Raw genomic sequence first — 23,835 nt, forward strand, 5'->3', positions numbered from 1 at the left:
CCGGGTCGACTGCTCCACCGCTTCAACCGTCCACCGCAGGGAAGGGGGCCGCTCGCGTGAGTGTGCTCGACGAGATCATCGACGGAGTCCGTGCCGACCTCGCGGAGCGGCAGGCGCGCGTCAGCCTCGACGAGCTCAAGGAGCGCGCGGCGAAGGCTCCTGCGGCCAAGGACGGCGTCGCCGCCCTGCGAGGTGACGGCGTCAAGGTCATCTGCGAGGTCAAGCGGTCCAGCCCCTCCAAGGGCGCGCTCGCCGCGATCGCGGACCCGGCGGCCCTGGCGGCCGACTACGAGGCGGGCGGCGCGGCCGTCATCTCCGTCCTCACCGAACAGCGCCGCTTCGGCGGTTCGCTCGCCGACCTGGAGGCCGTCCGCGCCCGCGTGGACGTCCCGGTCCTGCGCAAGGACTTCATCGTCACGTCGTACCAGCTCTGGGAGGCCCGCGCGTACGGCGCCGACCTGGCGCTGCTCATCGTCGCGGCCCTCGACCAGCCCGCCCTGGAGTCCCTCATCGAGCGCGCCGAGTCCATCGGACTCACGCCGATCGTCGAGGTGCACGACGAGGACGAGGTCGAGCGCGCGGTGGACGCCGGAGCGAAGATCATCGGTGTCAACGCGCGCAACCTGAAGACGCTGAAGGTGGACCGCACCACCTTCGAGCGCGTCGCCCCCGAGATCCCGGACGATCTGGTCAAGATCGCCGAGTCCGGTGTCCGCGGCCCGCACGACCTCATCGCGTACGCCAACGCGGGCGCCGACGCCGTCCTCGTCGGCGAGTCCCTCGTCACCGGCCGCGACCCGAAGACCGCGGTCTCCGACCTCGTCGCCGCCGGCGCCCACCCGGCGCTGCGGCACGGACGGGACTGACCCGCCGGTGACCACCCCGACCCTCGCCGCCGCCGCACCCCGTCCGGGCTCCCGCCCCGACGGCGTACCGGCGCGCGCGGGGTCGGCCCTGCCGGACCGGTCCGGCGATCTCGTCCGGCCTCGCGCCGGATCGCCCGTAGCGCGCACGGACGACGGAGACTGCCTTCCGTCCGCCGCGCCGGACGGGCACCTCGACCTTCCCGGCCGCGCCGGGACCGGGCGGCCCTTCGTGCCGTCCGGCGCGGTGCTCCCCGCCGCCTCCGCGGCCCGCGATCCCTACGCGCGGCTGGCCCGCGGCTGTCGTCCGCGCGGCTGCCGGGCCCCCGCCCGCCGGGTCCACGGGCGCCGCGTCCGCTACGTCATCGGCGACGAGCCGGGTCAGGTCAACGGCATGCGATGGCCCGAGCGCGTACGCGCGCTCGCACCCCGTCCGGCCGGACCCACCCCTCGGGTGGGCTGAGCACGGCCCTCCCTCGGGTGGACCGGCCGGTACCGCCACTCCCCGGTTTCCCACGACGGCCCGTCCGTCGCGGTCCGGCTGGGCCGGCGGCGGGGCGGCGCCGTCGCCGACGAGCGCGTCGGTGACCGCGGAGCGCGGGTGCGTCTCGCTGACGTGATCCCTGTCCGACCCGTAACCGGGGCTGTCGCCCCTGCGAGGTAACCGCATGCCCAGCGAGTTCTTCATTCCCGACCCCGAGGGTCAAGTCCCCACCGCCGAGGGCTACTTCGGCGCGTTCGGCGGCAAGTTCATCCCGGAGGCGCTGGTCGCCGCCGTGGACGAGGTCGCCGTCGAGTACGACAAGGCGAAGGCCGACCCCGAGTTCGCCCGCGAGCTCGACGACCTCCTCGTCCACTACACCGGACGCCCCAGCTCCCTCACGGAGGTGCCGCGCTTCGCCGAACACGCGGGCGGCGCACGCGTCTTCCTCAAGCGCGAGGACCTCAACCACACCGGCTCGCACAAGATCAACAACGTGCTCGGCCAGGCCCTGCTCACCAGGCGCATGGGCAAGACCCGCGTCATCGCGGAGACCGGCGCCGGCCAGCACGGTGTCGCCACGGCCACCGCCTGCGCGCTGTTCGGCCTCGAATGCACCATCTACATGGGCGAGATCGACACCCAGCGCCAGGCGCTGAACGTGGCCCGGATGCGGATGCTCGGCGCCGAGGTCATCGCCGTGAAGTCCGGCTCGCGCACCCTCAAGGACGCCATCAACGAGGCGTTCCGCGACTGGGTCGCCAACGTCGACCGCACCCACTACCTGTTCGGCACGGTGGCGGGCCCGCACCCCTTCCCCGCCATGGTCCGTGACTTCCACCGCGTCATCGGCGTCGAGGCCCGCCGGCAGATCCTGGAACGCGCCGGACGGCTGCCCGACGCCGCCATCGCCTGCGTCGGCGGCGGCTCGAACGCCATCGGCCTCTTCCACGCCTTCATCCCCGACAGCGACGTCCGCCTGATCGGCTGCGAACCCGCCGGGCACGGCGTGGAGACCGGCGAGCACGCGGCGACGTTGACCGCGGGCGAGCCCGGCATCCTGCACGGATCGCGGTCGTACGTCCTCCAGGACGAGGAGGGCCAGATCACCGAGCCCTACTCGATCTCGGCCGGACTCGACTACCCCGGCATCGGCCCCGAGCACGCCTACCTCAAGGACAGCGGCCGGGGCGAGTACCGCGCGGTCACCGACGACGCGGCGATGCAGGCCCTGCGACTGCTCTCCCGCACCGAGGGCATCATCCCGGCCATCGAGAGCGCCCACGCCCTCGCCGGCGCCCTGGAGGTCGGCAAGGAGCTGGGCAAGGACGGGCTGATCGTCGTCAACCTGTCCGGGCGCGGCGACAAGGACATGGACACCGCCGCCCGCTACTTCGGCCTGTACGAGACCGGGGCCGACGCCGTCGTCCCCGCGGACGCCGAGGGCGAGCACGCCGAGATCGAGGGGGACGCCAAGTGAGCGGCAACATCCAGCTGTTGAGCGACACCCTCGCCGCCGCGAAGGCCGAGGGCAGGTCCGCCCTCATCGCCTACCTGCCGGCCGGGTTCCCGACCGTCGACGGCGGGATCTCCGCCGTCAAGGCCGTCTTCGAGGGCGGCGCCGACATCGTCGAGGTCGGGCTGCCGCACAGCGACCCCGTCCTCGACGGGCCCGTCATCCAGACCGCCGACGACATCGCCCTGCGGGGCGGTCTCAAGATCGCCGACGTGATGCGGACGGTCCGGGAGTCCTTCGCGGCCACCGGCAAGCCGGTCCTCGTGATGACGTACTGGAACCCCATCGACCGCTACGGCGTCGAGCGGTTCACCGCCGAACTCGCCGAGGCGGGCGGCGCGGGCTGCATCCTGCCCGACCTGCCCGTGCAGGAGTCGGCCCTGTGGAGGGAGCACGCCGAGAAGCACGGTCTCGCGACCGTCTTCGTCGTCGCGCCCAGCAGCAAGGACGCCCGGCTCGCCGAGATCACCGCGGCGGGCAGCGGCTTCGTCTACGCGGCCTCCCTGATGGGCGTCACCGGCACGCGCGCCTCGGTCGGGGCGCAGGCCCAGGAACTGGTCGCGCGCACCAAGGCGACCACCGACCTCCCCGTCTGCGTCGGCCTCGGCGTCTCGAACGCCACCCAGGCCGCCGAGGTGGCCGGCTTCGCCGACGGCGTGATCGTCGGCTCCGCGTTCGTGAAGCTGATGCTGGACGCCCCGGACGAGGCGGCCGGTCTCGACGCCGTCCGCGCGCTCGCGGGCGACCTGGCGAAGGGCGTACGCGCAACGGCGTAACGCCGGAGAGCGTGTCCGCACGTAACGGACAATACGCTCACTCGAACGGGTGGACCTTGGACCGGGGAGGCGCGCTGCGCCTCCCCGGTTCGTTCTGCCGGATGTGAGCGAGAAGAACCGTGACGGAAAGCGCAGCGCCCGCGAGCGGATGGCGGCGGAGCGAGAGAAGCAGAAGACCGCGGAGAAGCGTCGGCGCGCGCTGATCGTGGGGGCCTCGGTGGTCTGCGTGCTGGGTCTGGCGGCCGTGATCGGCGTGGTCGCCGCCAACTCGGGCAAGGACAAGAAGAGCGACGCCGCGGGCCCGGTCGTGACGCCCTCGGGCGCCACCGGCAAGGACAGTCTCGCCATCCCGGTCGGAAAGGACGGCGCCAAGTCGACCCTCACGGTCTGGGAGGACTTCCGCTGCCCGGCCTGCCAGGCCTTCGAGACGACGTACCGCCCGACCATCCACGAGCTGGTCGACGCGGGTCAGCTCAAGGTGGAGTACCACCTCGTCACGCTGATCGACGGGAACATGGGAGGAAGCGGCTCCCGCCAGGCGGCGAACGCCGCGGCCTGTGCCCAGGACGCCGGAAAGTTCAGCGCCTACCACGACGTGCTGTACGAGAACCAGCCCAAGGAGACCGAGGACACCTTCGCCGACAACGCCAAGCTCATCGAGCTCGCCGGCAAGGTCGACGGCCTGGACACTCCCACGTTCCAGAAGTGCGTGAACGACGGGACGCACGACAGCTGGGTCACCAAGTCGAACGCCGCGTTCCAGAGCAGCGGCTTCAACGGCACGCCGACCGTGCTCCTCGGCGGCAAGAACATCTACGCGGACCAGTCGATGACACCCGCCAAGCTGAAGCAGATGGTCGAGGCCGAGAACAAGGGCTGAGCCACCGCCCGGCCCCGGTGCCCCCGGCCTGTCGGACAGGCCGGGGGCACCGGCTGTCGGGGCCCGTGGGTCACAGCACGTTATGGACCCGTTGCAGGGCTGCCCGCCGTCGGTGGCGTCCGGCACGGTAGCGTCGACCTTGCCATGGAACTTGCCTTCATCCCCAGCCCGTCGCGCGGTGTGCTGCACCTCGGCCCCATTCCGCTGCGCGGCTACGCGTTCTGCATCATCATCGGCGTCTTCCTCGCCGTCTGGCTCGGCAACCGGCGCTGGATCGCCCGGGGCGGGCGGACCGGCACGGTGGCCGACATCGCGGTCTGGGCCGTGCCCTTCGGCCTCGTCGGCGGCCGGCTCTACCACGTGATCACGGACTACGAGCTGTACTTCAGCGCGGGCCGTGACTGGGTGGACGCCTTCAAGATCTGGGAGGGCGGCCTCGGCATCTGGGGCGCGATCGCGCTCGGCGCGGTGGGCGCGTGGATCGGCTGTCGCCGCCGGGGCATCCCGCTGCCCGCGTGGGCCGACGCCGTCGCACCGGGTATCGCCTTCGCGCAGGCGGCCGGACGCTGGGGCAACTGGTTCAACCAGGAGCTGTACGGCCGGGCGACGGACCTTCCCTGGGCGCTGCACATCACGTCCTCCACGGACGGCCGCGTCCCCGGCTACTACCACCCGACGTTCCTGTACGAGTCGCTGTGGTGCATCGGCGTCGGTCTGCTGGTCATCTGGGCCGACCGCCGCTTCACGCTGGGCCACGGACGCGCCTTCGCGCTGTACGTCGCCGCGTACTGCGTGGGCCGGTTCTGGATCGAGTACATGCGCGTCGACGACGCCCACCACATCCTGGGCCTGCGTCTCAACGACTGGACCGCGATCGGCGTCTTCATCCTGGCGGTGCTGTACATCGTGCTCTCGTCCCGGATGCGTCCGGGCCGCGAGGCGGTCGTGGAGCCGGGCGCCGGTCCGGACGCCCCCTCCGACGCCGACAAGGCGACGGCCTCCGCGGAAGCGGAGGACGGGTCCGGGACGGACGCCAAGGGCAAGGACAAGGACGCGGCCGACGCCGCGTCGGTCGACCTCGACAAGCCCGCCGCCGAGGACTCCGCCACCTCCGGGGAGCCCGCCGACGCCGGCGAGTCCGTCGCACCGAAGGAATCCGTGACGGAGCCCGACGAGGCGTCCGACGCCCCGTCCGCGGCATCGGCCTCGTCCCGGGACGAGGCCGGGTCGGCCAAGAAGAGCTGAGCTCCGCCCGTACGCCGAAGGGGGCGCCGCGTTCCAGGACGCGGCGCCCCCTTCGCGTTGCTCAGACCGCGCGGCGGGCCAGGGCGAGGGTGCGGCGGGCCCCCGTGACCACCGCCGCGTCGATGAAGCGGCCGTCCGGCAGGGCCTGGGCGCCCGGTTCGGCGGCGGCCGCCGCGATGACGGCCTCGGCGGCGTCGACCTCGGCGGGAGTGGGGAGGTAGGCCCGCTCGATGATGGGGAGCTGGCGCGGGTGGATGGCCGCGCGGCCGAGGAAGCCGAGCGCGCGCCCGTGGGCGCAGGACGCTGCCAGGCCCTCCACGTCGCGGATGTCGGGGTAGACCGTCTGGACCGGCGGCGGCAGGCCCGCCGCGCGGGCGGCCACGACCACCCGGGCCCGGGACCAGTCCAGGCCCGTCTCGTCCCGGATGCCGAGGTCGGCCCGCAGGTCCGCCTCACCGATCGCGATGCCCCGCAGCGCTGGGTGCGACGAGGCGATGTCGAAGGCCTGCTCCACGCCGAGGGCCGTCTCCAGCAGGGCGTAGAGCGGGATCGCGCCGCCCTCCGCGAGGGTCGCGCTCTCCGCGACCCGGACGACCTCGGAGCGCGAGGTCACCTTCGGCAGCCGCAGACCGGACAGGCCGGGCAGCGGCGAGAGGGTCTTCAGGTCGGTGTCGGCGAACGGGCCGTCGAGGGCGTTGACCCGCACGTGCACCGGGACGGGCGGCCGCCGCGCGAGGAGCTCGGCGGTGGCGGCGCGGGCGTACTCCTTGCGGTCCGGGGCGACCGCGTCCTCCAGGTCGACGAGCACGACGTCCGCGCCGGAGGTGAGGGCCTTGGCCACCACCTCGGGGCGGTCACCGGGCGCGTACAGGTAGGTGAGGGGCAGCAGCTCCGCCGTCACAGCGCGCCCTCCGCTCTCAGCGCCTCGATCTCGGGCCCGGTCAGGCCGAGTTCGGTGAGGACGGCGTCGGTGTCCGCGCCGTGCGGGCGGCCCGCCCAGTGGATCGCGCCGGGCGTGGCCGAGAGCCGGAAGAGGACGTTCTGCATGCGCAGCGGGCCCAGTTCGGGATCGTCGACGGTGGTGACGGAGTCCAGGGCCTGGTACTGCGGGTCGGTCATGACGTCCCGGACGTCCTGGACGGGGGCCACCGCCGCCTCCGCCTTCTCGAACTCCGCGAGGACCTCGTCCCGGCTGTGGCGGGCGATCCACGCGCCGACCGCCCCGTCGAGGACGTCCGCGTGCCGGGCCCGCTCGGCGCCGGTCGCGAACCACGGCTCGTCGATCACGTCCGGACGGCCGACGAGCCGCATCACCCGCTCGGCGACCGACTGCGCCGACGTCGAGACGGCGACCCAGGAACCGTCCGCCGTGCGGTAGGTGTTGCGGGGTGCGTTGTTCGCCGAGCGGTTGCCGGTGCGGGCCTGCACGTGGCCGAGCTGGTCGTACCAGATGGGCTGCGGGCCGAGGACGGTCAGGATCGGCTCGATGATCGCCATGTCGATGACCTGGCCCTCGCCGGTGCGCTCGCGCGCGTTCACCGCGGTGAGCACGGCGTACGCGGTCGCCAGCCCGGCGATCGAGTCGGCCAGGCCGAACGGGGGGAGGGTCGGCGGCGCGTCCGGTTCGCCGGTGATGGCCGCGAAGCCGCTCATCGCCTCCGCGAGCGTGCCGAAGCCGGGACGGCGCGCGTAGGGGCCGAACTGGCCGAAGGCGGTGACCCGGGCGAGGATCAGCCGGGGGTTCACCGCGGACAGCTCCTCCCAGCCGAGGTCCCACTTCTCCAGCGTGCCCGGGCGGAAGTTCTCGACGATCACGTCGGCGTCCGCGGCGAGCCGCAGCAGGGTGGCCCGCCCGCCGGGCTTCGACAGGTCGAGGGTGATCGTGCGCTTGTTGCGGCCGAGGAGTTTCCACCACAGACCGACGCCGTCCTTGGAGGGGCCGTGGCCCCGGGACGGGTCCGGCTGCCTCGGGTGCTCGACCTTGACGACCTCCGCGCCGAAGTCGCCGAGCAGGGTGGCGGCGAGCGGCCCCGCGAACAGGGTCGCGAGGTCGAGGACGCGCAGGCCGTCGAGGGAGCCACCCTCCGGGCGGGCACTCATGAGCCGGACCGGACGGCGTCGATCTGCGAGCGGTACGGCATCGAGGACGTCGCGCCGGGCCGCTGCACCGACAGGGCGGCCGCCGACGATGCCCAGGAGAGCGCCTCCGGCATCTCCCGGCCCTCGGCGAGTGCGACCGCGAGAGTGCCGACGAAGGTGTCGCCGGCGCCGGTGGAGTCCACGGCGGTCACCTCGGGGGCGGGCACGGTGAGGGGTGCGGCGCCGCGGGCCGCGTAGAGGCAGCCGGCCGCGCCCAGGGTGACGACGACCTCCTGGACCTGTTCGAGGAGGGCGGCGGCGGCTCCGGCCGGGTCGGTGAACCCGGTGAGCGCGGCGGCCTCGTGCTGGTTGGGCACCAACAGGTCGATGGAGGAGAGCAGTTGGGGCGGCAGGAACTGGGCGGGGGAGGGGGTCAGGATGGTCCGGACGCCGTGCCGGCGGGCGGCCTCGGCGCCCGCCACGACGGCCTCCAGCGGGATCTCCAGCTGCAGCAGGAGTGCGTCGGCGCCGGCGATGAGCCCCTCGTCACCGGGGGCGAGGGAAGTGACGGTCCCGTTGGCGGCGGGGATGACCACGATCGCGTTGGCGCCCTCGTCGTCCACCACGATGTGGGCGGTCCCGGACGGGCCCTCGATGGTGCGCAGATGGTCGGTGTTCACGCCGAAGTGCTCCAGAGTGAAGCGGAGTTGGGTGCCGAAGGCGTCGGCGCCCACCGCGCCGACCAGCGAGACGTCGGCCCCCGCGTGGGCGGCGGCCACCGCCTGGTTCGCGCCCTTGCCGCCGGGGATCGTGCGGAACTCCCGGCCCGTCACCGTCTCTCCGCGCTGCGGGGCTTTGGCGACATACGCGACGAGGTCCATGTTGGTGCTGCCGAGCACGGCGATATGGGTCATGGGCGGACGGTCTCCCGTTGTGTGAGGTGGGCGAGGGCGTCGAAGCCGACGCCGTCGAAGTCGGCGACGGAGGTGGCGAGCCGGTTCTTGAGGGGGCTCGTCCACCGGTCGGGCAGGGCGGCGGGGTCGCCCGCGAGCAGGCCCGCGACGCTTCCGGCCGTCGCGCCGTTCGAGTCGGTGTCCAGACCGCCGGACACCGCGCGGCACACCGACGCGCCGAAGTCGCCGTCCGCGTGGGTGAGGGCGGCGGCGATCAGCGCGGTGTTGGGCACGGCGTGCACCCAGTGGTAGCCGCGGTGCGTGGCGTGCAGTTCGTCGACGACGGCGTCGAAGTCCGCTGTCGTACGGGCGAGTCGGACGGCGTGCCGGACCGCGCGCGCCAGTCGCGAGCCGTTTGGCACGACCGTGAGCCCGGTGCGCAGACAGGTGTGGACGTCGCTTGCCCCGGTCGCGGCCTCGGCGATGACGGCGGCGGTGAACATCGCCGCGTAGACACCGTTGGCCGTGTGGGTCAGGACGGCGTCGCGATGGGCCTGTTCGGCGGCTCCTGCCGGGTCGCCGGGGTTGGTCCAGCCGTGCACGTCGGCGCGGATCAGGGCGCCGATCCACTCACGGAAGGGGTTGCGCCTGCGGGCGGTGTCCGGGGGTTCGACACCGGCCAGCAGGTTGCCGTAAGCGACGCGTTCGGCGGTGAAGGTGCGGCCGGCGGGGAGTTCGTCCAGCCAGAGCCGCGCCACGTCCGCCGTGCTGAAGTCCCTGCCGTAGCGCTGGAGCAGCAGGACGTTCAGGAGGGGGTAGTTGAGGTCGTCGTCCTCCGGCATGCCGTCGATGTTCTCGGCGAGGGAGGTGGGGGCGGAGCGCCGGTTCCAGGGGTGCTCGTCCAGGAGGTCCCGCGGGACGCCCCGCGCGGTGAACCAGGCGTCGAGGGGCCAGTTGCCCGCGGCCCGGGCGAGCGCCCGGATGCCGTGGAGGGGGAGTTTCTCCACCGGTTTGCCGAGCAGGCAGCCCACGGCCCGGCCCAGCCAGGCGGCCTCCAGCCGGGCCGTGGCGGGAGGGTGCGCGGGGCTGGACGGCGGGGCCGGCCACTGCGGGCAGCGGGCCCTGATCAGGGCCAGTTCCGTCGGCTCGTCGTCGGCCGACGGGGCAGGCAGTGCGTCGAGTTCGTCGAGCAGGTCCAGGGCCAGCCGGCGCAGCGACGGCGGCGCCGGGACCGCCGAGGCGCCCGCGCGCAGCGGGGCCTGTTCGCCGCCCGCGGCGCGCCAGCGGGCGGCGACGGAGACGGCGTCGCGGCCGTCCTGGGCCGCCTGGTGGAGTTCGTGGCCGAGGAGGTCCTCGGGCTGCACCCAGGTCAGCCGGAGCACGGTGTTCCCGTCAGCGCCGCGTACGCCCGCTCGTGGGCCCGGCGGCGTTCGACGTCACGGTCGAAGATCTCCCGGCTCACCTCGGTGAGCGTGCGCGCCGGGGCGTCCAGGTCGAGACGGCTGGACTCCGCGACCGTCTTCGCCCAGTCGTGCGGAACCGAGGAGCCCAGCGCTCCGGCGACGGCCCCGGCCATGGTGGCGATGGAGTCGCAGTCGCGCCCGTAGTTGACCGAGCCGAGCACCGCGTGCCGGAAGTCGCCGCCGGCGACGACCAACATGCCGAGCGCGACGGGGAGTTCCTCGATGGAGTGGAGCCGGGAGGGCCGCCGTGCGCCGAGCGAGGGGGACCTGTAGTCGGGGCCGACCGTGTCGTAGGGGGTCACCGCCCGGCGCAGCGGGACGAGCGCCGACTCGAAGTCCGTGTACCGGGAGGCGACTTCGCACACCGCTTCGACGGCGTCGCGGGTGCCGTCCTTGGCCAGCGACAGACACGCGGCGACGACCGAGTCGGGGGTCGCGCCGGGTGCGCAGGCCGCGGCGACCGCCGCCGCGAACACCCCCGCCGCCTCACGTCCGTACGAGGACTGGTGGGCGCCGGCGACGTCCAGCGCCTCCGCGTACGCGCCCGCCGGGTTCGCCGCGTTGACCAGGCCGACCGGGGCCATGTACATCGCGGCACCACAGTTGACGATGTTCCCCGAGCCCGCCTCGCGGGGGTCCACGTGACCGTAGTGCAGCCGAGCCACCAGCCACTTCTCGGCGAGGAAGATCCGCTGGAGGGGGAGCGCCTCGGCCTCCAGCTCCGGGATCCAGCGCGGGGTCGTCATCAGGTCCGGGACCAGGTGCGTGGCCACGGAGTAGGCGTCGAGGTGGTCGCGGACCGTGGCGTACACCCGTACCAGCGCGTGGGTCATCAGGGTGTCGTCGGTGACGTGTCCGTCGCCCTTGTGGTACGGGGCGATGGGGCGGGCGGTGGGCCAGTCGTCGCCGTTCCAGGGGCCCACGACACCGTGCACGCGGCCACCGTGGCGCTCGGCGATCTGTTCGGGGGAGTACCCCTCGACGGGACCGCCGAGCGCGTCGCCGACGGCGGCTCCGACGAGGGCTCCGGTGATCCGTTCGTCGAGGGCTCCGGTTCCTTCTCCTTTGGGCGTCATGCCCGAATCATCCCTCTGGGGTGGCCAGTTCCGGGGAATCGAGCGGGTCGGCGAGTCCCGCCGCTTCGAGGAGTTCGGCGAGCCCGATCAGATCCGTGCCGGTCAGTCGCGGGAGGGCGCAGCCGGAGAGGGTGCGGCAGGCGTCGCGCCAGGAGGCGGGGAGGGCCGCGCCCCCGCCGAGCGCCCCGCAGAGAGCCCCGGCGAGGGCCGGGGCCGAGTCGGCGACCCGGGACAGACAGGCGGCGGCCGGTACCGCCTCGGCGATCCGGCCGCGCGAGGCGATCGCCAGGGCCAGCGCGACGGGAACGGTCTCGGCCGCCGCGATCCCGTAGCTGTAGACGTGGTCGACGATCTGGTGCTCCAGCAGCGGGACCAGGGCGAAGGCGCTGTCGCTGCCCTCGGCCAGGGCGAGGGCGTGCCGGGCGTTGCGGCCGATCTCCGTGCCGGCCGGGAGTTCGGCCAGGGCGGCGTCCACACAGGCCTCGACGGGGTGCCCGGCGAGCGCGAGGGACACGGCGGCCGCCATCGCGCGAGCGCCGTGCACCCCGTCGCCGTCCTGGGTGTAGCGGGCGTCGAACTCGGCTAGCTCCGCGGCCAGTCGGGGGTCCCCCGGGTGCGCGACGGCGAGCACGCAGGCCCGTACGCAGGCGGCGTCGTCGAAGTAGTGCGGGTTGTCGTGACCGGTGGCGGGCGGGCGCAGCCCGGTGGCGAGGTTGCCGAGTCCGGCCCGTACCGAGATGCGGGCCCGCAGCGGGAGCAGGGCGGACTCGACCTCGGGGGCACGGTCCGCCGCGGCGGCGACCTCGCTGGCCACGGCGTTCCAGGACAGGTCGATGGACGCGCGCATCCGGCGTTCGCGGCCGATGTCGCCGAGGGCCGCGGTCTCGCCGGCCCGCAGTACGGCCTCCGCCGCGAACGCCGCCCACTCGGCGTCGTCCGAGGGGCCGAGCCGCAGCGGCTCCGGGGGCTGGTTCAGCGCGATCGGCACGGGCAGGGTCGTCGTGGCGTTCTGCTCCGCGAACGTGTCCAGTTCGCGGGTCAGCCGCCGTGTCCACTCGGGCATCCGCGCGGCCCGGTGCCGGGCCGCGGGCCAGCCGGCGGCGTCACCGGCGGCCAGCCCGAGCAGCAGCCCCTCGATCCGCCGGAGCGGCTCACCGGTTGTGCCGCCGGTGGCCTCGCCCGGGCGGGTCACCCGGTTCCGGGCCTCGCCGATGGTGCCGGGGGCTTCGGGAGGCCGCCCGGGGGACACCGTCTCCGCGGTGAATCCGACCGTCCCCGGCTCGGCACCACCCACCGGGGTCACCGTCGGAGGGTTCCTCGCGAGGAGGGTCGCCGTCTCCGCTTCTCCCGCTGCGACGGGCGGAACGAAGTCGGCGGGCCCCGCCGATGCCGCTCCCTCGCCCGGCCGCCCGCCGGGGGCGTCCCCGGACAGTCCGGGCCTCACGGCCGCACCGCGCCGTCGACGACCGCCTCGGGGGTGTGCGCGCCGACCCCGGTCCCGAGGGGAAGGGGTCCCGGGGGAGCGGGGGGCGCGAGGGTGTCGGGCGATCCCGCCACGTGAGGGTCGGCGGCCGGAGCGGCTCGCCACTTCTCTCCGGACTCCGGGGTCAGCAGTTCGGCCACGTCCAGGATGTGGTGGCCCTCCATCGAGGGGAGGCAGCTGCCGCGCGCCGGTCCGATGGCGGACGCCCAGGCCGCCGGGATCGCCGACGCCCCCCGGGTCGCGCCCGCCAGCGCCCCGGCGACCGCGGCGGTCGTGTCGGCGTCGCGGCCCATGTTCACCGCGGTGAGCACCGACTCGGTGAACTCCCCGTCCGCCGCCGCGTACGCCCCGAAGGCGAGGGCCACCGCCTCGGGGGCGAGGTCGGTCCAGGGGTAGCCGCCGATCACCACCGCGGAACGCACCGCCCGTTCGCCGCGGTGGGCCACCGCGACCGCCCGGCGCAGCGAACGGGCCGTCCAGGAGTCGTCCGGGATGACGGCCAGGGCGGAGGCGACGACCGCGATCGTGGGAGCGCCCGCCATCGCGGCGGCGACGCCCGCGGCGACGGCCTGGCCGCCGTAGATGCCCTCGCCGTCGTGGCTCACCGAGCCGTCGATCGCCACGAGCCGGGCGGCCTCGGCGGGCCGTCCGGCCGCGAAGACCCCGAAGGGTGCCGCGCGCATGGCCAGACCGTCGCTCCAGGCGTGCCGGTGCTGGGCGGAGATGGGGGCGGCGAGCCCGCGCCGGAGGTTCTCCAGCGTGCCGCGCTCGCTGAATCCGGCCCCGCGGAACGGCCCCTCGTCGAGGTCCGCGATCCACTGGTGCCAGGCGGACTCGACGTGTGCCACGGTGAGCGCCGACCCGTGCCGGGCGAGCAGCAGCCCCGAGAAGATCGCGTACTCGGTGTCGTCCGTACCGGCCGGATGCTCGGCGACGTACCCGGTGATCCGGCCCCACCGCGCGCGGATCTCCGACGGCTTCATGTTCTCGGCGGGGGCGCCCAGCGCGTCCCCGACGGCGAGTCCGAGCAGTGCGCCACGCGCCCGGTCGCGGAGACCGGCGGCGTTCCCGGGAGCCGGGGCCGAGGGAATGCAGGCGATGGAAGCCATACGTGCCTCTCCTCTCAGGGCCCCTGCAGGTGCGCGGAGTGCGGGCGCGGAACCCTTTGCGGATCTGTCCCACCTTGGCGGTTGACAGGAGCCTCGCGAGCCCCATTGTCACCCGGTCGACATCTGTGCATGTCATGCCACGGATGAGCGGCAAAGGGTAAAGCCGCAGGTTAGCGCAGCCTTTCCTTGCTGGCGGGACGGAATGTCTCGGCGTACTTTTGGAGTCGTCAAAAAGTGGAAGACGTCCAATCAAGCATCCAGGGGGACCGCCATGGCGATCATCGAGACCGAGGCGACGCTGCACGAGGCGCACCGTGACAACCACACCCACCGCGACGTCAACGGCGGATGGCTGCGCCCCGCCGTGTTCGGCGCGATGGACGGTCTGGTCTCGAACCTCGCGCTGATGACCGGTGTGGCCGGCGGGAACGTCTCGCATCAGACGATCGTCATCACCGGACTCGCGGGCCTCGCGGCAGGCGCCTTCTCCATGGCCGCAGGTGAGTACACCTCGGTCGCCTCGCAGCGCGAGCTCGTCCAGGCGGAACTCGAGGTCGAGCGCCGGGAGCTGCGCAAGCACCCCAAGGACGAGGAGCGCGAGCTGGCCGCGCTGTACGAGGGCCGTGGGGTCGAGCCCGAGCTGGCCCGTGAGGTCGCCCGGCAGCTCTCCCGCGACCCCGAGCAGGCGCTGGAGATCCACGCGCGCGAGGAGCTCGGCATAGACCCGGGCGACCTGCCCTCCCCGACCGTCGCCGCCGTGTCCAGCTTCGGCTCGTTCGCCCTGGGTGCCCTGCTGCCCGTCCTGCCCTTCCTGCTCGGCGCGACCGCCCTGTGGCCCGCGCTGCTGCTCGCGACGATCGGCCTCTTCGGGTGCGGCGCCGTCGTGGCCAAGGTGACCGCCCGGTCCTGGTGGTTCAGTGGACTGCGGCAGCTCGCTCTCGGTGGTGCCGCGGCCGGTGTGACGTACGCCCTGGGCACCTTGTTCGGTACGGCCGTAGGATGACGCGACGAGCGCTTATGCAAGGGACTGCATAAGTAGTTGTTACTCAGCGGTTTCGATTACTTGACCACTGGGAATGAGCCGTAAGCACCGCAGGCAATGAGGCCTGCGCCGCACCCCGCAGCATCCCCGTGACGGGCCACGAAGCCTGCCGCGATCAGGCCCGACGGACACCGATCTGTCCGTCGAGGCCCCATATCTTCCACCGCCGAGCGCGGTGCCCCGCCACCACCCCGTGGTGTCCGCATGCTGGAACGAAGTATCCGGTTCCCGAGAATCGCTCCATCATGTAACCTGCACGAAATTTTGCACCCAGCAGAGGGCCAACGTCGTCCCTCGGCATCAGTCATATGCCACGACGACGACGGGAGAGCCGATGCGTACACCGCGCCAGCCGTCCCAGCACTCCACGAACGGCCAGAAGTGGTCCTTCATGGATGCTCGCCCTGCTGCCCAGGGTATGTACGACCCCCGCAACGAGCACGACGCCTGTGGCGTCGGCTTCGTGGCCACCCTCACCGGTGAGGCGAGCCACGCGCTGGTCGAGCAGGCGCTCACCGTTCTGCGCAACCTGGAACACCGCGGTGCCACCGGCTCCGAGCCCGACTCGGGCGACGGCGCGGGCATCCTGTCCCAGGTCCCGGACGCCTTCTTCCGCGAGGTGACCGATTTCGAACTTCCCGCAGCCGGTGCGTACGCGGTAGGCATCGCCTTCCTGCCCGAGGACGGCACGGACGAGGCCGTCTCACGGATCGAGACGATCGCCGCCGAAGAGGGCCTCACCGTCCTCGGCTGGCGCGAGGTCCCGGTCGCCCCCGGCCTCCTCGGCGCCACCGCCCGCTCGACGATGCCCGCCTTCCACCAGATCTTCGTGAGCGACAACGCGAGCGAGGGCATCGCCCTCGACCGCACCGCGTTCGTGCTGCGCAAGCGCGCCGAGCGCGAGGCCGGTGTCTACTTCCCGTCGCTCTCCGCGCGGACCATCGTCTACAAGGGCATGCTGACCACCGGCCAGCTGGAGCCCTTCTTCCCGGACCTGTCCGACCGCCGCTTCGCCTCCGCGATCGCGCTCGTGCACTCCCGCTTCTCCACCAACACCTTCCCGAGCTGGCCGCTCGCCCACCCGTACCGCTTCGTCGCGCACAACGGCGAGATCAACACGGTCAAGGGCAACCGCAACTGGATGGTGGCCCGCGAGTCCCAGCTCGCCTCGGACCTGTTCGGCGACAAGGGCCTGGAGCGGATCTTCCCCGTCTGCACGCCGGACGCCTCCGACTCGGCCTCCTTCGACGAGGTGCTCGAACTCCTGCACCTCGGCGGCCGCTCGCTCCCGCACTCCGTGCTCATGATGATCCCGGAGGCGTGGGAGAACCACGACTCCATGGACCCGGCCCGCCGCGCCTTCTACCAGTTCCACGCCACGATGATGGAGCCCTGGGACGGCCCGGCCTGTGTCACCTTCACGGACGGCACCCAGGTCGGCGCGGTCCTCGACCGCAACGGCCTGCGCCCCGGCCGCTACTGGGTCACCGACGACGGGCTCGTCGTCCTCGGCTCCGAGGTCGGCGTCCTCGACATCGACCCCGCCAAGGTCGTCCGCAAGGGCCGCCTCCAGCCGGGCCGCATGTTCCTCGTGGACACCGCCGAGCACCGCATCATCGAGGACGACGAGATCAAGGCCGGCCTCGCCGACGACCTGCCCTACGCGGAGTGGCTGGAGGCCGGCGAGATCGAGCTCTCCGACCTGCCCGAGCGTGAGCACATCGTGCACACCCACGCCTCGGTCACCCGCCGCCAGCAGACCTTCGGCTACACGGAGGAGGAGCTGCGGATCATCCTCGCGCCGATGGCGAAGGCCGCCGCCGAGCCGATCGGCTCGATGGGCACCGACTCGCCGATCGCCGCGCTCTCGCAGCGCCCGCGTCTCCTCTTCGACTACTTCACCCAGCTGTTCGCGCAGGTCACCAACCCGCCGCTGGACGCGATCCGCGAAGAGCTCGTCACCTCCCTGCGCTCCTCCCTCGGCCCGCAGGGCAACATCCTGGAGCCGACGGCCGCCTCCTGTCGTAGCGTCACCCTGCCCTTCCCGGTGATCGACAACGACGAGCTGGCCAAGCTCATCCACATCAACGCCGACGGCGACATGCCCGGCATGAAGGCCGCGACCCTCTCCGGCCTCTACCGCGTCTCCGGCGGCGGCGACTCGCTCGCCGCCCGGATCGAGGACATCTGCGTCGAGGTCGACGCCGCCATCGAGAACGGCGCCCGGCTGATCGTCCTGTCGGACCGCCACTCCGACGCCGAGCACGCGCCGATCCCCTCGCTGCTGCTCACCGCGGCCGTCCACCACCACCTCATCCGCACCAAGCAGCGCACCCAGGTGGGTCTGCTGGTCGAGGCCGGCGACGTCCGCGAGGTCCACCACGTCGCCCTGCTCATCGGCTTCGGCGCCGCGGCCGTCAACCCGTACCTCGCCATGGAGTCCGTCGAGGACCTCGTCCGCGCCGGCACCTTCCTCCAGGGCATCGAGGCCGAACAGGCCATCCGCAACCTGATCTACGCGCTCGGCAAGGGCGTCCTCAAGGTTATGTCCAAGATGGGCATCTCGACCGTCGCCTCCTACCGCGGCGCCCAGGTCTTCGAGGCCGTCGGTCTGGAGCGGGCCTTCGTCGAGAAGTACTTCAACGGCACCACCACCAAGATCGGCGGCGCCGGCCTCGACGTCATCGCCCAGGAGGTCGCCGCCCGGCACGCCAAGGCCTACCCGGCCTCCGGCATCGCGCCCGCGCACCGCGCCCTGGACATAGGCGGCGAGTACCAGTGGCGCCGCGAGGGCGAACCGCACCTGTTCGACCCGGAGACGGTCTTCCGCCTCCAGCACTCGACGCGCTCCGGCAGCTACGAGATCTTCAAGAAGTACACGGGCCGGGTGAACGAGCAGTCCGAGCGCCTGATGACGCTGCGCGGGCTGTTCGGCTTCACCTCGGACCGCGCCCCGATCCCCGTCGACGAGGTCGAGCCCGTCTCCGAGATCGTCAAGCGCTTCTCCACCGGAGCCATGTCGTACGGCTCCATCTCCAAGGAGGCGCACGAGACCCTCGCCATCGCCATGAACCAGCTGGGCGGCAAGTCCAACACCGGCGAGGGCGGCGAGGACGCGGACCGGCTGTACGACCCGGCGCGACGCTCCAGCATCAAGCAGGTGGCGTCCGGCCGCTTCGGCGTGACCAGCGAGTACCTCGTCAACGCCGACGACATCCAGATCAAGATGGCCCAGGGCGCCAAGCCCGGCGAGGGCGGCCAGCTGCCCGGCCACAAGGTCTACCCGTGGGTCGCCAAGACCCGGCACTCCACCCCGGGTGTCGGTCTGATCTCCCCGCCGCCGCACCACGACATCTACTCCATCGAGGACCTGGCTCAGCTGATCCACGACCTCAAGAACGCCAACCCGCAGGCCCGCATCCACGTGAAGCTGGTCTCCGAGGTCGGCGTCGGCACGGTCGCCGCCGGTGTCTCCAAGGCCCACGCGGACGTCGTCCTCATCTCCGGCCACGACGGCGGAACGGGCGCCTCGCCGCTCACCTCCCTCAAGCACGCGGGCGGCCCCTGGGAGCTCGGCCTCGCCGAGACCCAGCAGACCCTGCTGCTCAACGGCCTGCGCGACCGCATCGTCGTGCAGACCGACGGCCAGCTCAAGACCGGCCGCGACGTCGTCATCGCCGCGCTGCTCGGCGCCGAGGAGTTCGGTTTCGCGACCGCGCCGCTCGTCGTCTCCGGCTGCGTCATGATGCGCGTCTGCCACCTGGACACCTGTCCCGTCGGCATCGCCACGCAGAACCCGGTGCTGCGCGAGCGGTTCGCCGGCAAGGCCGAGTACATCGTCAACTTCTTCAAGTTCATCGCCGAAGAGGTCCGCGAGATCCTCGCCGAGCTGGGCTTCCGCACCATCGAGGAGGCCGTCGGCCACGCCGAGAACCTCGACGTGGAGCGCGCCATCACCCACTGGAAGGCGCAGGGCCTGGACCTGTCCCCGCTCTTCTACGTGCCCGAACTGCCCGAGGGCGCGGCGCTGCACCAGGTCATCGAGCAGGACCACGGTCTGGAGAAGGCGCTCGACAACGAGCTGATCAAGCTGGCCGCCGACGCGCTCGCCGCGGACTCCCAGGCCGACGCCCAGCCGGTCCGCGCCCAGGTCGCGATCCGCAACATCAACCGCACGGTCGGCACCATGCTCGGCCACGAGGTGACGAAGAAGTTCGGCGGTGCGGGCCTGCCCGAGGACACCATCGACATCACCTTCACCGGCAGCGCGGGCCAGTCCTTCGGCGCCTTCCTGCCGCGCGGTGTCACGCTCCGCCTGGAGGGCGACGCCAACGACTACGTCGGCAAGGGCCTCTCCGGCGGCCGGGTGATCGTCCGACCCGACCGGGGCGCCGACCACCTCGCCGAGTACTCGACCATCGCGGGCAACACCATCGCGTACGGCGCGACGGGCGGCGAACTCTTCCTGCGCGGCCGCACCGGTGAGCGCTTCTGCGTCCGCAACTCCGGCGCGACGGTGGTCTCCGAGGGCGTGGGCGACCACGGCTGCGAGTACATGACCGGCGGCCACGCGGTCGTCCTCGGCGAGACGGGCCGCAACTTCGCGGCCGGCATGTCCGGCGGCGTCGCGTACGTCATCGACCTCGACCGCGACAACGTCAACATCGGCAACGTGGACGCCGTCGAGGAACTCGACGACGCCGACAAGCAGTGGCTGCACGACGTCGTGCGCCGCCACGCCGAGGAGACCGCCTCGACGGTCGCCGAGAAGCTGCTCGCCGAGTGGCCCGTGGCCGTGGAGCGCTTCAGCAAGATCATCCCCAGCACGTACAAGGCAGTGCTCGCCGCCAAGGACGCCGCCGAGCGAGCCGGACTCGACGAGTCCGCGATCACCGAGAAGATGATGGAGGCGGCGACCAATGGCTGATCCCAAGGGCTTTCTGAACCACGGCCGTGAGGTCGCCACGTCCCGGCCGGTCGAGGAGCGCGTCAAGGACTGGAACGAGGTCTACGTTCCGGGCTCGCTGCTCCCGATCATCTCCCAGCAGGCCTCGCGTTGCATGGACTGCGGCATCCCGTTCTGCCACAACGGCTGTCCGCTCGGGAACCTGATCCCCGAGTGGAACGACTACGCGTACCGCGAGGACTGGCAGGCCGCGTCCGAGCGACTGCACGCCACGAACAACTTCCCGGAGTTCACGGGCCGCCTGTGCCCCGCCCCGTGCGAGTCGGCGTGCGTGCTCGGCATCAACCAGCCCGCCGTGACCATCAAGAACGTCGAGGTCTCGATCATCGACAAGGCGTGGGACAGCGGCAGTGTCGCGGCCCAGGCCCCGGAGCGCCTCTCCGGCAAGACGGTCGCGGTCATCGGGTCCGGCCCCGCCGGTCTCGCCGCGGCCCAGCAGCTCACCCGCGCCGGCCACACCGTCGCCGTGTACGAGCGCGCCGACCGGATCGGCGGCCTGCTGCGCTACGGCATCCCCGAGTTCAAGATGGAGAAGCGGCACATCAACCGCCGCATCGAGCAGATGCGCGCGGAGGGCACCCGCTTCCGCACGGGCGTCGAGATCGGCCGCGACCTCAAGGCGACGGACCTGCGCAAGCGGTACGACGCCGTGGTCATCGCCGCCGGCGCGACCACCGCCCGTGATCTCCCCGCCCCCGGGCGGGAGTTGAACGGCATCCACCAGGCCATGGAGTACCTCCCGCTGTCCAACAAGGTGCAGGAGGGCGACTTCGTGGCGCCCCCGATCACCGCCGAGGGCAAGCACGTCGTGGTCATCGGCGGCGGCGACACCGGCGCGGACTGCGTGGGCACCGCCCACCGCCAGGGCGCGGCCTCGGTCACGCAGCTGGAGATCATGCCGCAGCCGGGCGAGGAGCGGAACCCGGGCCAGCCCTGGCCCACGTTCCCGATGCTCTACAAGGTCACCTCCGCGCACGAGGAGGGCGGCGAGCGGGTCTACTCCGTCAACACCACCCACTTCGAGGGCGACGAGGACGGCAACGTCCAGTGGCTGCACCTCGTCGAGGTCGAGTTCGTCGCCGGCAAGCTGACCCAGAAGCCGGGCACGGAGCGCCGGATCCCCGCGCAGCTCGTGACGCTGGCGATGGGCTTCACCGGCACCGACGTCGAGAACGGCGTCGTCGCCCAGTTCGGCCTGGAGCTCGACGAGCGCGGCAACATCGCCCGCGACGCCGACTTCGCGACCAACGTGCCCGGCGTGTTCGTCGCCGGTGACGCCGGCCGCGGCCAGTCCCTCATCGTCTGGGCCATCGCGGAGGGCCGCTCGGCCGCCCGCGGTGTCGACCGCTTCCTCACCGGAGCGAGCGAGCTGCCCGCCCCGATCCGCCCGACGGACCGCTCGCTGATGGTCTGACCCGCGGATCGGTCACCCCGATCGCGTGACCTGACGGTCACTCAAGAACGTCCCGCACAAAGGCGTGCGGAACACGAGACGGCGCCTGCCTCCCTGTCCCCGACCGGACGACCTGGCAGGCGCCGCCGCATGCCCGCACAACGGCGGCCCCGTACCCACGTGTTCACGACCGGCCGTCACCGCACCCGGTACGTCTCGCCGTACACCTTCCACACCAGCGGCGTGTCCAGACCGAGGTTCCCCTCGCGCAGGAAGACGCGCTGTGCCGTGTCGATGCGGGTGGTGTCGCGGTGCGCGTCCCGGGACCGCATCGCCGCGCGGCGCACGTCCAGGAACGTGTCGAGGTACGCCTTCTCGTCGCCGCCCTTCGACGGGGGCTCCGCCTCGCGCAGCGCACGGGTGCGCAGACCGTAGAAGCCGTAGTCGCCGGTGCCCGGGCCGTGCATCACCATCGCGTCGTAGTAGATGAACTGGCCGAGGGTGCCGAGGCCGTCGCGCCGCGCCTGCCGGACGGCGGGATCGAAGTAGACCCGGTCGCGCTCGGCGTCCTGCGCCGCGCGGAACGCGGGCACCGTCGCCTCGTGGCGCCAGGCCGCCGGGAAGCCCGGGTCCAGACCCTCGTGCGAGTCCGACCCGTCCACCCTGCGCAGCGCCGGGAGATAACCGGCCAGCCCGTTGTCCGGATGCTTCCTCGTGTACGACTCGACGAGCGTGAGCAGGTCGTGGGTGCCGGTGCAGAACCCGATGATGCCCGCCGTGTACCCCTGGCCGTCACCGATGTCCTCGACATAGGCGTACGCCTCACGCCAGTCGAGCGTCGAGTTCTCGGCACTGGCGACGAGTTGCTGGGCCAGCTCCTTCTTGTCGGGTGCCGCGAGCCCCGCCGGTACGGCGGCGACCCTCCTGTCGTCCCCGCCGCGCTCGGCCGTCGCGCCGCCCCGCTCACGGGCCTGCCGCGACGCCGGTGCGGGCGACCCGGCGTCGGCTCTGGCCGGGTGCTCGGGCAGCGCGCAATAGACCGCTGTCGTGACCAGGACCGGAACAACCGCCAATAACAGGAAACCCGCACGTTTCATGACGGACAGGGTACGCAGGGACGGTGCGCGCGGGGACGGCGTACGGGTGTGCCGCACCGGAAGTTCACGCGCGCACCCGCCCCGGGTGGGCACCGTCCCGTCCGGAGCCGTGACGTAACCTCGGCGTACCGCAACCCTCGTACGACGGGAGCTTCCGCGTGGCCGGAATCAGCCTGACCAAGGTCGAGGAGACCGCGCCCGCGCTGGTCGACCTGTACAAGAGCGCCGGGGTCTCCCTCACCAAGCACGGGCTGAACGGGCAACGGGCCGCCGTCTACCTGGTCGTCGACTACTCCGGTTCGATGAAGCCGTACTACAAGGACGGCAGTGTGCAGGCCCTCGCCGACCGGGTGCTCGGGCTGTCCGCCCATCTCGACGACGACGGCATCGTCCCCGTCGTCTTCTTCTCCACCGATGTCGACGCCGTCACCGACATCGCGCTCGACAACCACGACGGGCGGATCGAGCGGATCGTGGCCGGGCTCGGTCACATGGGCAAGACCAGCTACCACCTCGCCATGGACGCGGTCATCGACCACTACCTCGACAGCGGCTCCACGGCGCCCGCCCTCGTCGTCTTCCAGACCGACGGCGGACCGATCAACAAGCTCGCCGCCGAACGCTATGTGTGCAAGGCCGCCCGGCTTCCGCTGTTCTGGCAGTTCATAGGGTTCGGTGACCCGTCCAGCAGGCAGTTCGAGTTCCTGCGCAGACTCGACGAGTTGGCCGTTCCGCAGAAGCGGGCCGTCGACAACGCCGGCTTCTTCCACGTCGGTCCGGACCCGCGGAAGGTGACCGACGGGGAGCTGTACGACCGGCTCGTCGCGGAGTTCCCGCAGTGGCTGGCCGCCGCCCGGGCCCACGGGATCCTCACGTGAGCGTCCACCTGATGCCCGCCGCGGGCCGGAGCGCCGTGCCCTGGAAGAACGGCGGCGGGGTCACCCGGGAGATCGTCGTCCACCCCGAGGGCGCCGACATGTCCGGCTTCGCGTGGCGGGTCAGCCTCGCCGACGTCGGCGCCGACGGGCCCTTCTCCTCCTTCGCCGGGGTGGACCGGATCCTCACCATGGTCGAGGGCGCCGGGATGGACCTGACCGTCGGGGACGAACGCCGGCTCGTCGACACCCGGTACGTCCCGCGGCGCTTTCCCGGTGACCTGCCCACCGGGTGCCGGCTGCTCGGGGGGCCCGTCGTGAACCTCAACGTCATGTGGAACCGGGGTGGTTCGGCGGTGCCGGGCGTCGAGGTGCTGTTCCCCGTGAACGGGGTGTCCGTCGGGGCCGGGCCGAGCGTGCTGGTCGTCGCGCTCGGCGACTCCGCGCGGCTCGCGGGGCTGTCCCTCGGCCGCTACGACGCCGCCCTGCTGGCGGCGGAGCCGGCAACTCTCCGGGGGACCGGGCCCGTCGCGGTGATCCGGGTCGGCCCGTAGACGTCTTTCGCCCCCTCCGCCCCGTCCCGTCCCGTCCCGTCCCT

General features: G+C 72.5%; 19 protein-coding genes. 11 read left to right on the forward strand and 8 right to left on the reverse strand.

What is annotated here, in order from left to right; translation table 11 throughout:
• Nucleotides 1-56 precede the first annotated feature (56 nt).
• The 6 genes from trpC to lgt all read left to right on the forward strand — a co-directional run bounded on the left by trpC (nt 57) and on the right by lgt (nt 5,761).
• Nucleotides 57-866 (forward strand): indole-3-glycerol phosphate synthase TrpC, encoded by an 810-nt coding sequence (gene trpC / locus AB0C62_RS20705; protein WP_164371571.1) that lies wholly within the window; start codon nt 57-59, stop codon nt 864-866.
• A 244-nt stretch (nt 867-1,110) separates the two neighbouring features.
• Complete coding sequence (locus AB0C62_RS20710; protein WP_362975172.1) at nt 1,111-1,326, forward strand: tryptophan synthase subunit(beta); 216 nt, start codon at nt 1,111-1,113, stop codon at nt 1,324-1,326.
• Nucleotides 1,327-1,531: 205 nt separating this feature from the next.
• Nucleotides 1,532-2,824 carry a tryptophan synthase subunit beta gene (gene trpB, locus AB0C62_RS20715; protein ID WP_362975115.1) on the forward strand — a complete coding sequence of 431 codons (1,293 nt, stop codon included), beginning with the start codon at nt 1,532-1,534 and terminating at the stop codon, nt 2,822-2,824.
• Nucleotides 2,821-3,636, forward strand: a complete 816-nt coding sequence (gene trpA / locus AB0C62_RS20720; protein ID WP_362975117.1) for a tryptophan synthase subunit alpha — start codon at nt 2,821-2,823, stop codon at nt 3,634-3,636. The genes trpB and trpA overlap by 4 nt, the downstream gene beginning before the upstream one ends.
• A 103-nt stretch (nt 3,637-3,739) precedes the next feature.
• Entirely contained in the window at nt 3,740-4,516 is a 777-nt protein-coding gene (locus tag AB0C62_RS20725; protein WP_362975119.1) for a thioredoxin domain-containing protein, read from the forward strand.
• A 144-nt stretch (nt 4,517-4,660) separates the two neighbouring features.
• Nucleotides 4,661-5,761, forward strand: coding sequence for a prolipoprotein diacylglyceryl transferase (gene lgt, locus AB0C62_RS20730; RefSeq protein WP_362975121.1), 1,101 nt, complete (start codon nt 4,661-4,663; stop codon nt 5,759-5,761).
• A gap of 61 nt (nt 5,762-5,822) precedes the next feature.
• Here the strand turns inward: lgt and AB0C62_RS20735 are convergent, their stop codons facing one another.
• The 7 genes from AB0C62_RS20735 to AB0C62_RS20765 all read right to left on the reverse strand — a co-directional run bounded on the left by AB0C62_RS20735 (nt 5,823) and on the right by AB0C62_RS20765 (nt 13,864).
• Nucleotides 5,823-6,662 carry a CoA ester lyase gene (locus AB0C62_RS20735; RefSeq protein ID WP_362975123.1) on the reverse strand — a complete coding sequence of 280 codons (840 nt, stop codon included), beginning with the start codon at nt 6,660-6,662 and terminating at the stop codon, nt 5,823-5,825.
• Nucleotides 6,659-7,861, reverse strand: coding sequence for a CoA transferase (locus AB0C62_RS20740; protein WP_362975125.1), 1,203 nt, complete (start codon nt 7,859-7,861; stop codon nt 6,659-6,661). Before AB0C62_RS20740 ends, AB0C62_RS20735 begins: the two co-directional genes overlap by 4 nt.
• Nucleotides 7,858-8,754: a ribokinase gene (locus AB0C62_RS20745; RefSeq protein WP_362975126.1), complete on the reverse strand. Its 897-nt coding sequence runs from the start codon at nt 8,752-8,754 to the stop codon at nt 7,858-7,860. The genes AB0C62_RS20740 and AB0C62_RS20745 overlap by 4 nt, the downstream gene beginning before the upstream one ends.
• The gene (locus AB0C62_RS20750; RefSeq protein ID WP_362975128.1) at nt 8,751-10,115 is read right to left on the reverse strand and encodes an ADP-ribosylglycohydrolase family protein; all 1,365 of its coding nucleotides are present in this window, start codon (nt 10,113-10,115) and stop codon (nt 8,751-8,753) included. The genes AB0C62_RS20745 and AB0C62_RS20750 overlap by 4 nt, the downstream gene beginning before the upstream one ends.
• Nucleotides 10,103-11,272, reverse strand: a complete 1,170-nt coding sequence (locus AB0C62_RS20755) for an ADP-ribosylglycohydrolase family protein (RefSeq protein WP_362975130.1) — start codon at nt 11,270-11,272, stop codon at nt 10,103-10,105. The genes AB0C62_RS20750 and AB0C62_RS20755 overlap by 13 nt, the downstream gene beginning before the upstream one ends.
• A 7-nt stretch (nt 11,273-11,279) precedes the next feature.
• Nucleotides 11,280-12,464 (reverse strand): ADP-ribosylglycohydrolase family protein, encoded by a 1,185-nt coding sequence (locus AB0C62_RS20760; RefSeq protein WP_362975174.1) that lies wholly within the window; start codon nt 12,462-12,464, stop codon nt 11,280-11,282.
• Between the two features lie 248 nt (nt 12,465-12,712).
• Nucleotides 12,713-13,864: an ADP-ribosylglycohydrolase family protein gene (locus AB0C62_RS20765; protein ID WP_362975132.1), complete on the reverse strand. Its 1,152-nt coding sequence runs from the start codon at nt 13,862-13,864 to the stop codon at nt 12,713-12,715.
• 271 nt (nt 13,865-14,135) lie between these two features.
• Here AB0C62_RS20765 and AB0C62_RS20770 point away from each other — a divergent pair, with 271 nt between their 5' ends.
• The 3 genes from AB0C62_RS20770 (at nt 14,136) to AB0C62_RS20780 (ending at nt 21,286) form a co-directional block, all read left to right on the forward strand.
• Nucleotides 14,136-14,867: a VIT1/CCC1 transporter family protein gene (locus AB0C62_RS20770; RefSeq protein WP_362975134.1), complete on the forward strand. Its 732-nt coding sequence runs from the start codon at nt 14,136-14,138 to the stop codon at nt 14,865-14,867.
• 373 nt (nt 14,868-15,240) lie between these two features.
• Nucleotides 15,241-19,833, forward strand: a complete 4,593-nt coding sequence (gene gltB, locus AB0C62_RS20775) for a glutamate synthase large subunit (RefSeq protein ID WP_362975136.1) — start codon at nt 15,241-15,243, stop codon at nt 19,831-19,833.
• A complete protein-coding gene (locus AB0C62_RS20780) occupies nt 19,826-21,286 on the forward strand; it encodes a glutamate synthase subunit beta (RefSeq protein WP_362975138.1) in 1,461 nt (486 codons plus the stop codon). The genes gltB and AB0C62_RS20780 overlap by 8 nt, the downstream gene beginning before the upstream one ends.
• A gap of 176 nt (nt 21,287-21,462) precedes the next feature.
• On the opposite strand, the gene AB0C62_RS20785 is transcribed toward AB0C62_RS20780, so the two are convergent.
• On the reverse strand, nt 21,463-22,362 hold the full coding sequence (locus tag AB0C62_RS20785) for a chitosanase (protein WP_362975140.1): 900 nt from the start codon (nt 22,360-22,362) through the stop codon (nt 21,463-21,465).
• Between the two features lie 158 nt (nt 22,363-22,520).
• Here AB0C62_RS20785 and AB0C62_RS20790 point away from each other — a divergent pair, with 158 nt between their 5' ends.
• Both AB0C62_RS20790 and AB0C62_RS20795 read left to right on the forward strand, forming a co-directional pair.
• Nucleotides 22,521-23,240, forward strand: a complete 720-nt coding sequence (locus tag AB0C62_RS20790) for a VWA domain-containing protein (protein ID WP_362975142.1) — start codon at nt 22,521-22,523, stop codon at nt 23,238-23,240.
• Complete coding sequence (locus tag AB0C62_RS20795; RefSeq protein ID WP_362975144.1) at nt 23,237-23,791, forward strand: HutD family protein; 555 nt, start codon at nt 23,237-23,239, stop codon at nt 23,789-23,791. Before AB0C62_RS20790 ends, AB0C62_RS20795 begins: the two co-directional genes overlap by 4 nt.
• Nucleotides 23,792-23,835 lie beyond the last annotated feature (44 nt).

Source organism: Streptomyces sp. NPDC048643 (assembly GCF_040650615.1).
Classification (GTDB): Bacteria; Actinomycetota; Actinomycetes; order Streptomycetales; family Streptomycetaceae; genus Streptomyces.

What these genes read in the sequence shown, in the direction of transcription:
- AB0C62_RS20765 (WP_362975132.1), bottom strand. Translation starts at nt 13,864, where the DNA reads ATGGCTTCCATCGCCTGCATTCCCTCGGCCCCGGCTCCCGGGAACGCC.
- lgt (WP_362975121.1), top strand. Translation starts at nt 4,661, where the DNA reads ATGGAACTTGCCTTCATCCCCAGCCCGTCGCGCGGTGTGCTGCACCTC.
- AB0C62_RS20785 (WP_362975140.1), bottom strand. Translation starts at nt 22,362, where the DNA reads ATGAAACGTGCGGGTTTCCTGTTATTGGCGGTTGTTCCGGTCCTGGTC.
- AB0C62_RS20740 (WP_362975125.1), bottom strand. Translation starts at nt 7,861, where the DNA reads ATGAGTGCCCGCCCGGAGGGTGGCTCCCTCGACGGCCTGCGCGTCCTC.
- AB0C62_RS20745 (WP_362975126.1), bottom strand. Translation starts at nt 8,754, where the DNA reads ATGACCCATATCGCCGTGCTCGGCAGCACCAACATGGACCTCGTCGCG.
- gltB (WP_362975136.1), top strand. Translation starts at nt 15,241, where the DNA reads ATGCGTACACCGCGCCAGCCGTCCCAGCACTCCACGAACGGCCAGAAG.
- AB0C62_RS20770 (WP_362975134.1), top strand. Translation starts at nt 14,136, where the DNA reads ATGGCGATCATCGAGACCGAGGCGACGCTGCACGAGGCGCACCGTGAC.
- AB0C62_RS20780 (WP_362975138.1), top strand. Translation starts at nt 19,826, where the DNA reads ATGGCTGATCCCAAGGGCTTTCTGAACCACGGCCGTGAGGTCGCCACG.
- AB0C62_RS20755 (WP_362975130.1), bottom strand. Translation starts at nt 11,272, where the DNA reads ATGACGCCCAAAGGAGAAGGAACCGGAGCCCTCGACGAACGGATCACC.
- trpB (WP_362975115.1), top strand. Translation starts at nt 1,532, where the DNA reads ATGCCCAGCGAGTTCTTCATTCCCGACCCCGAGGGTCAAGTCCCCACC.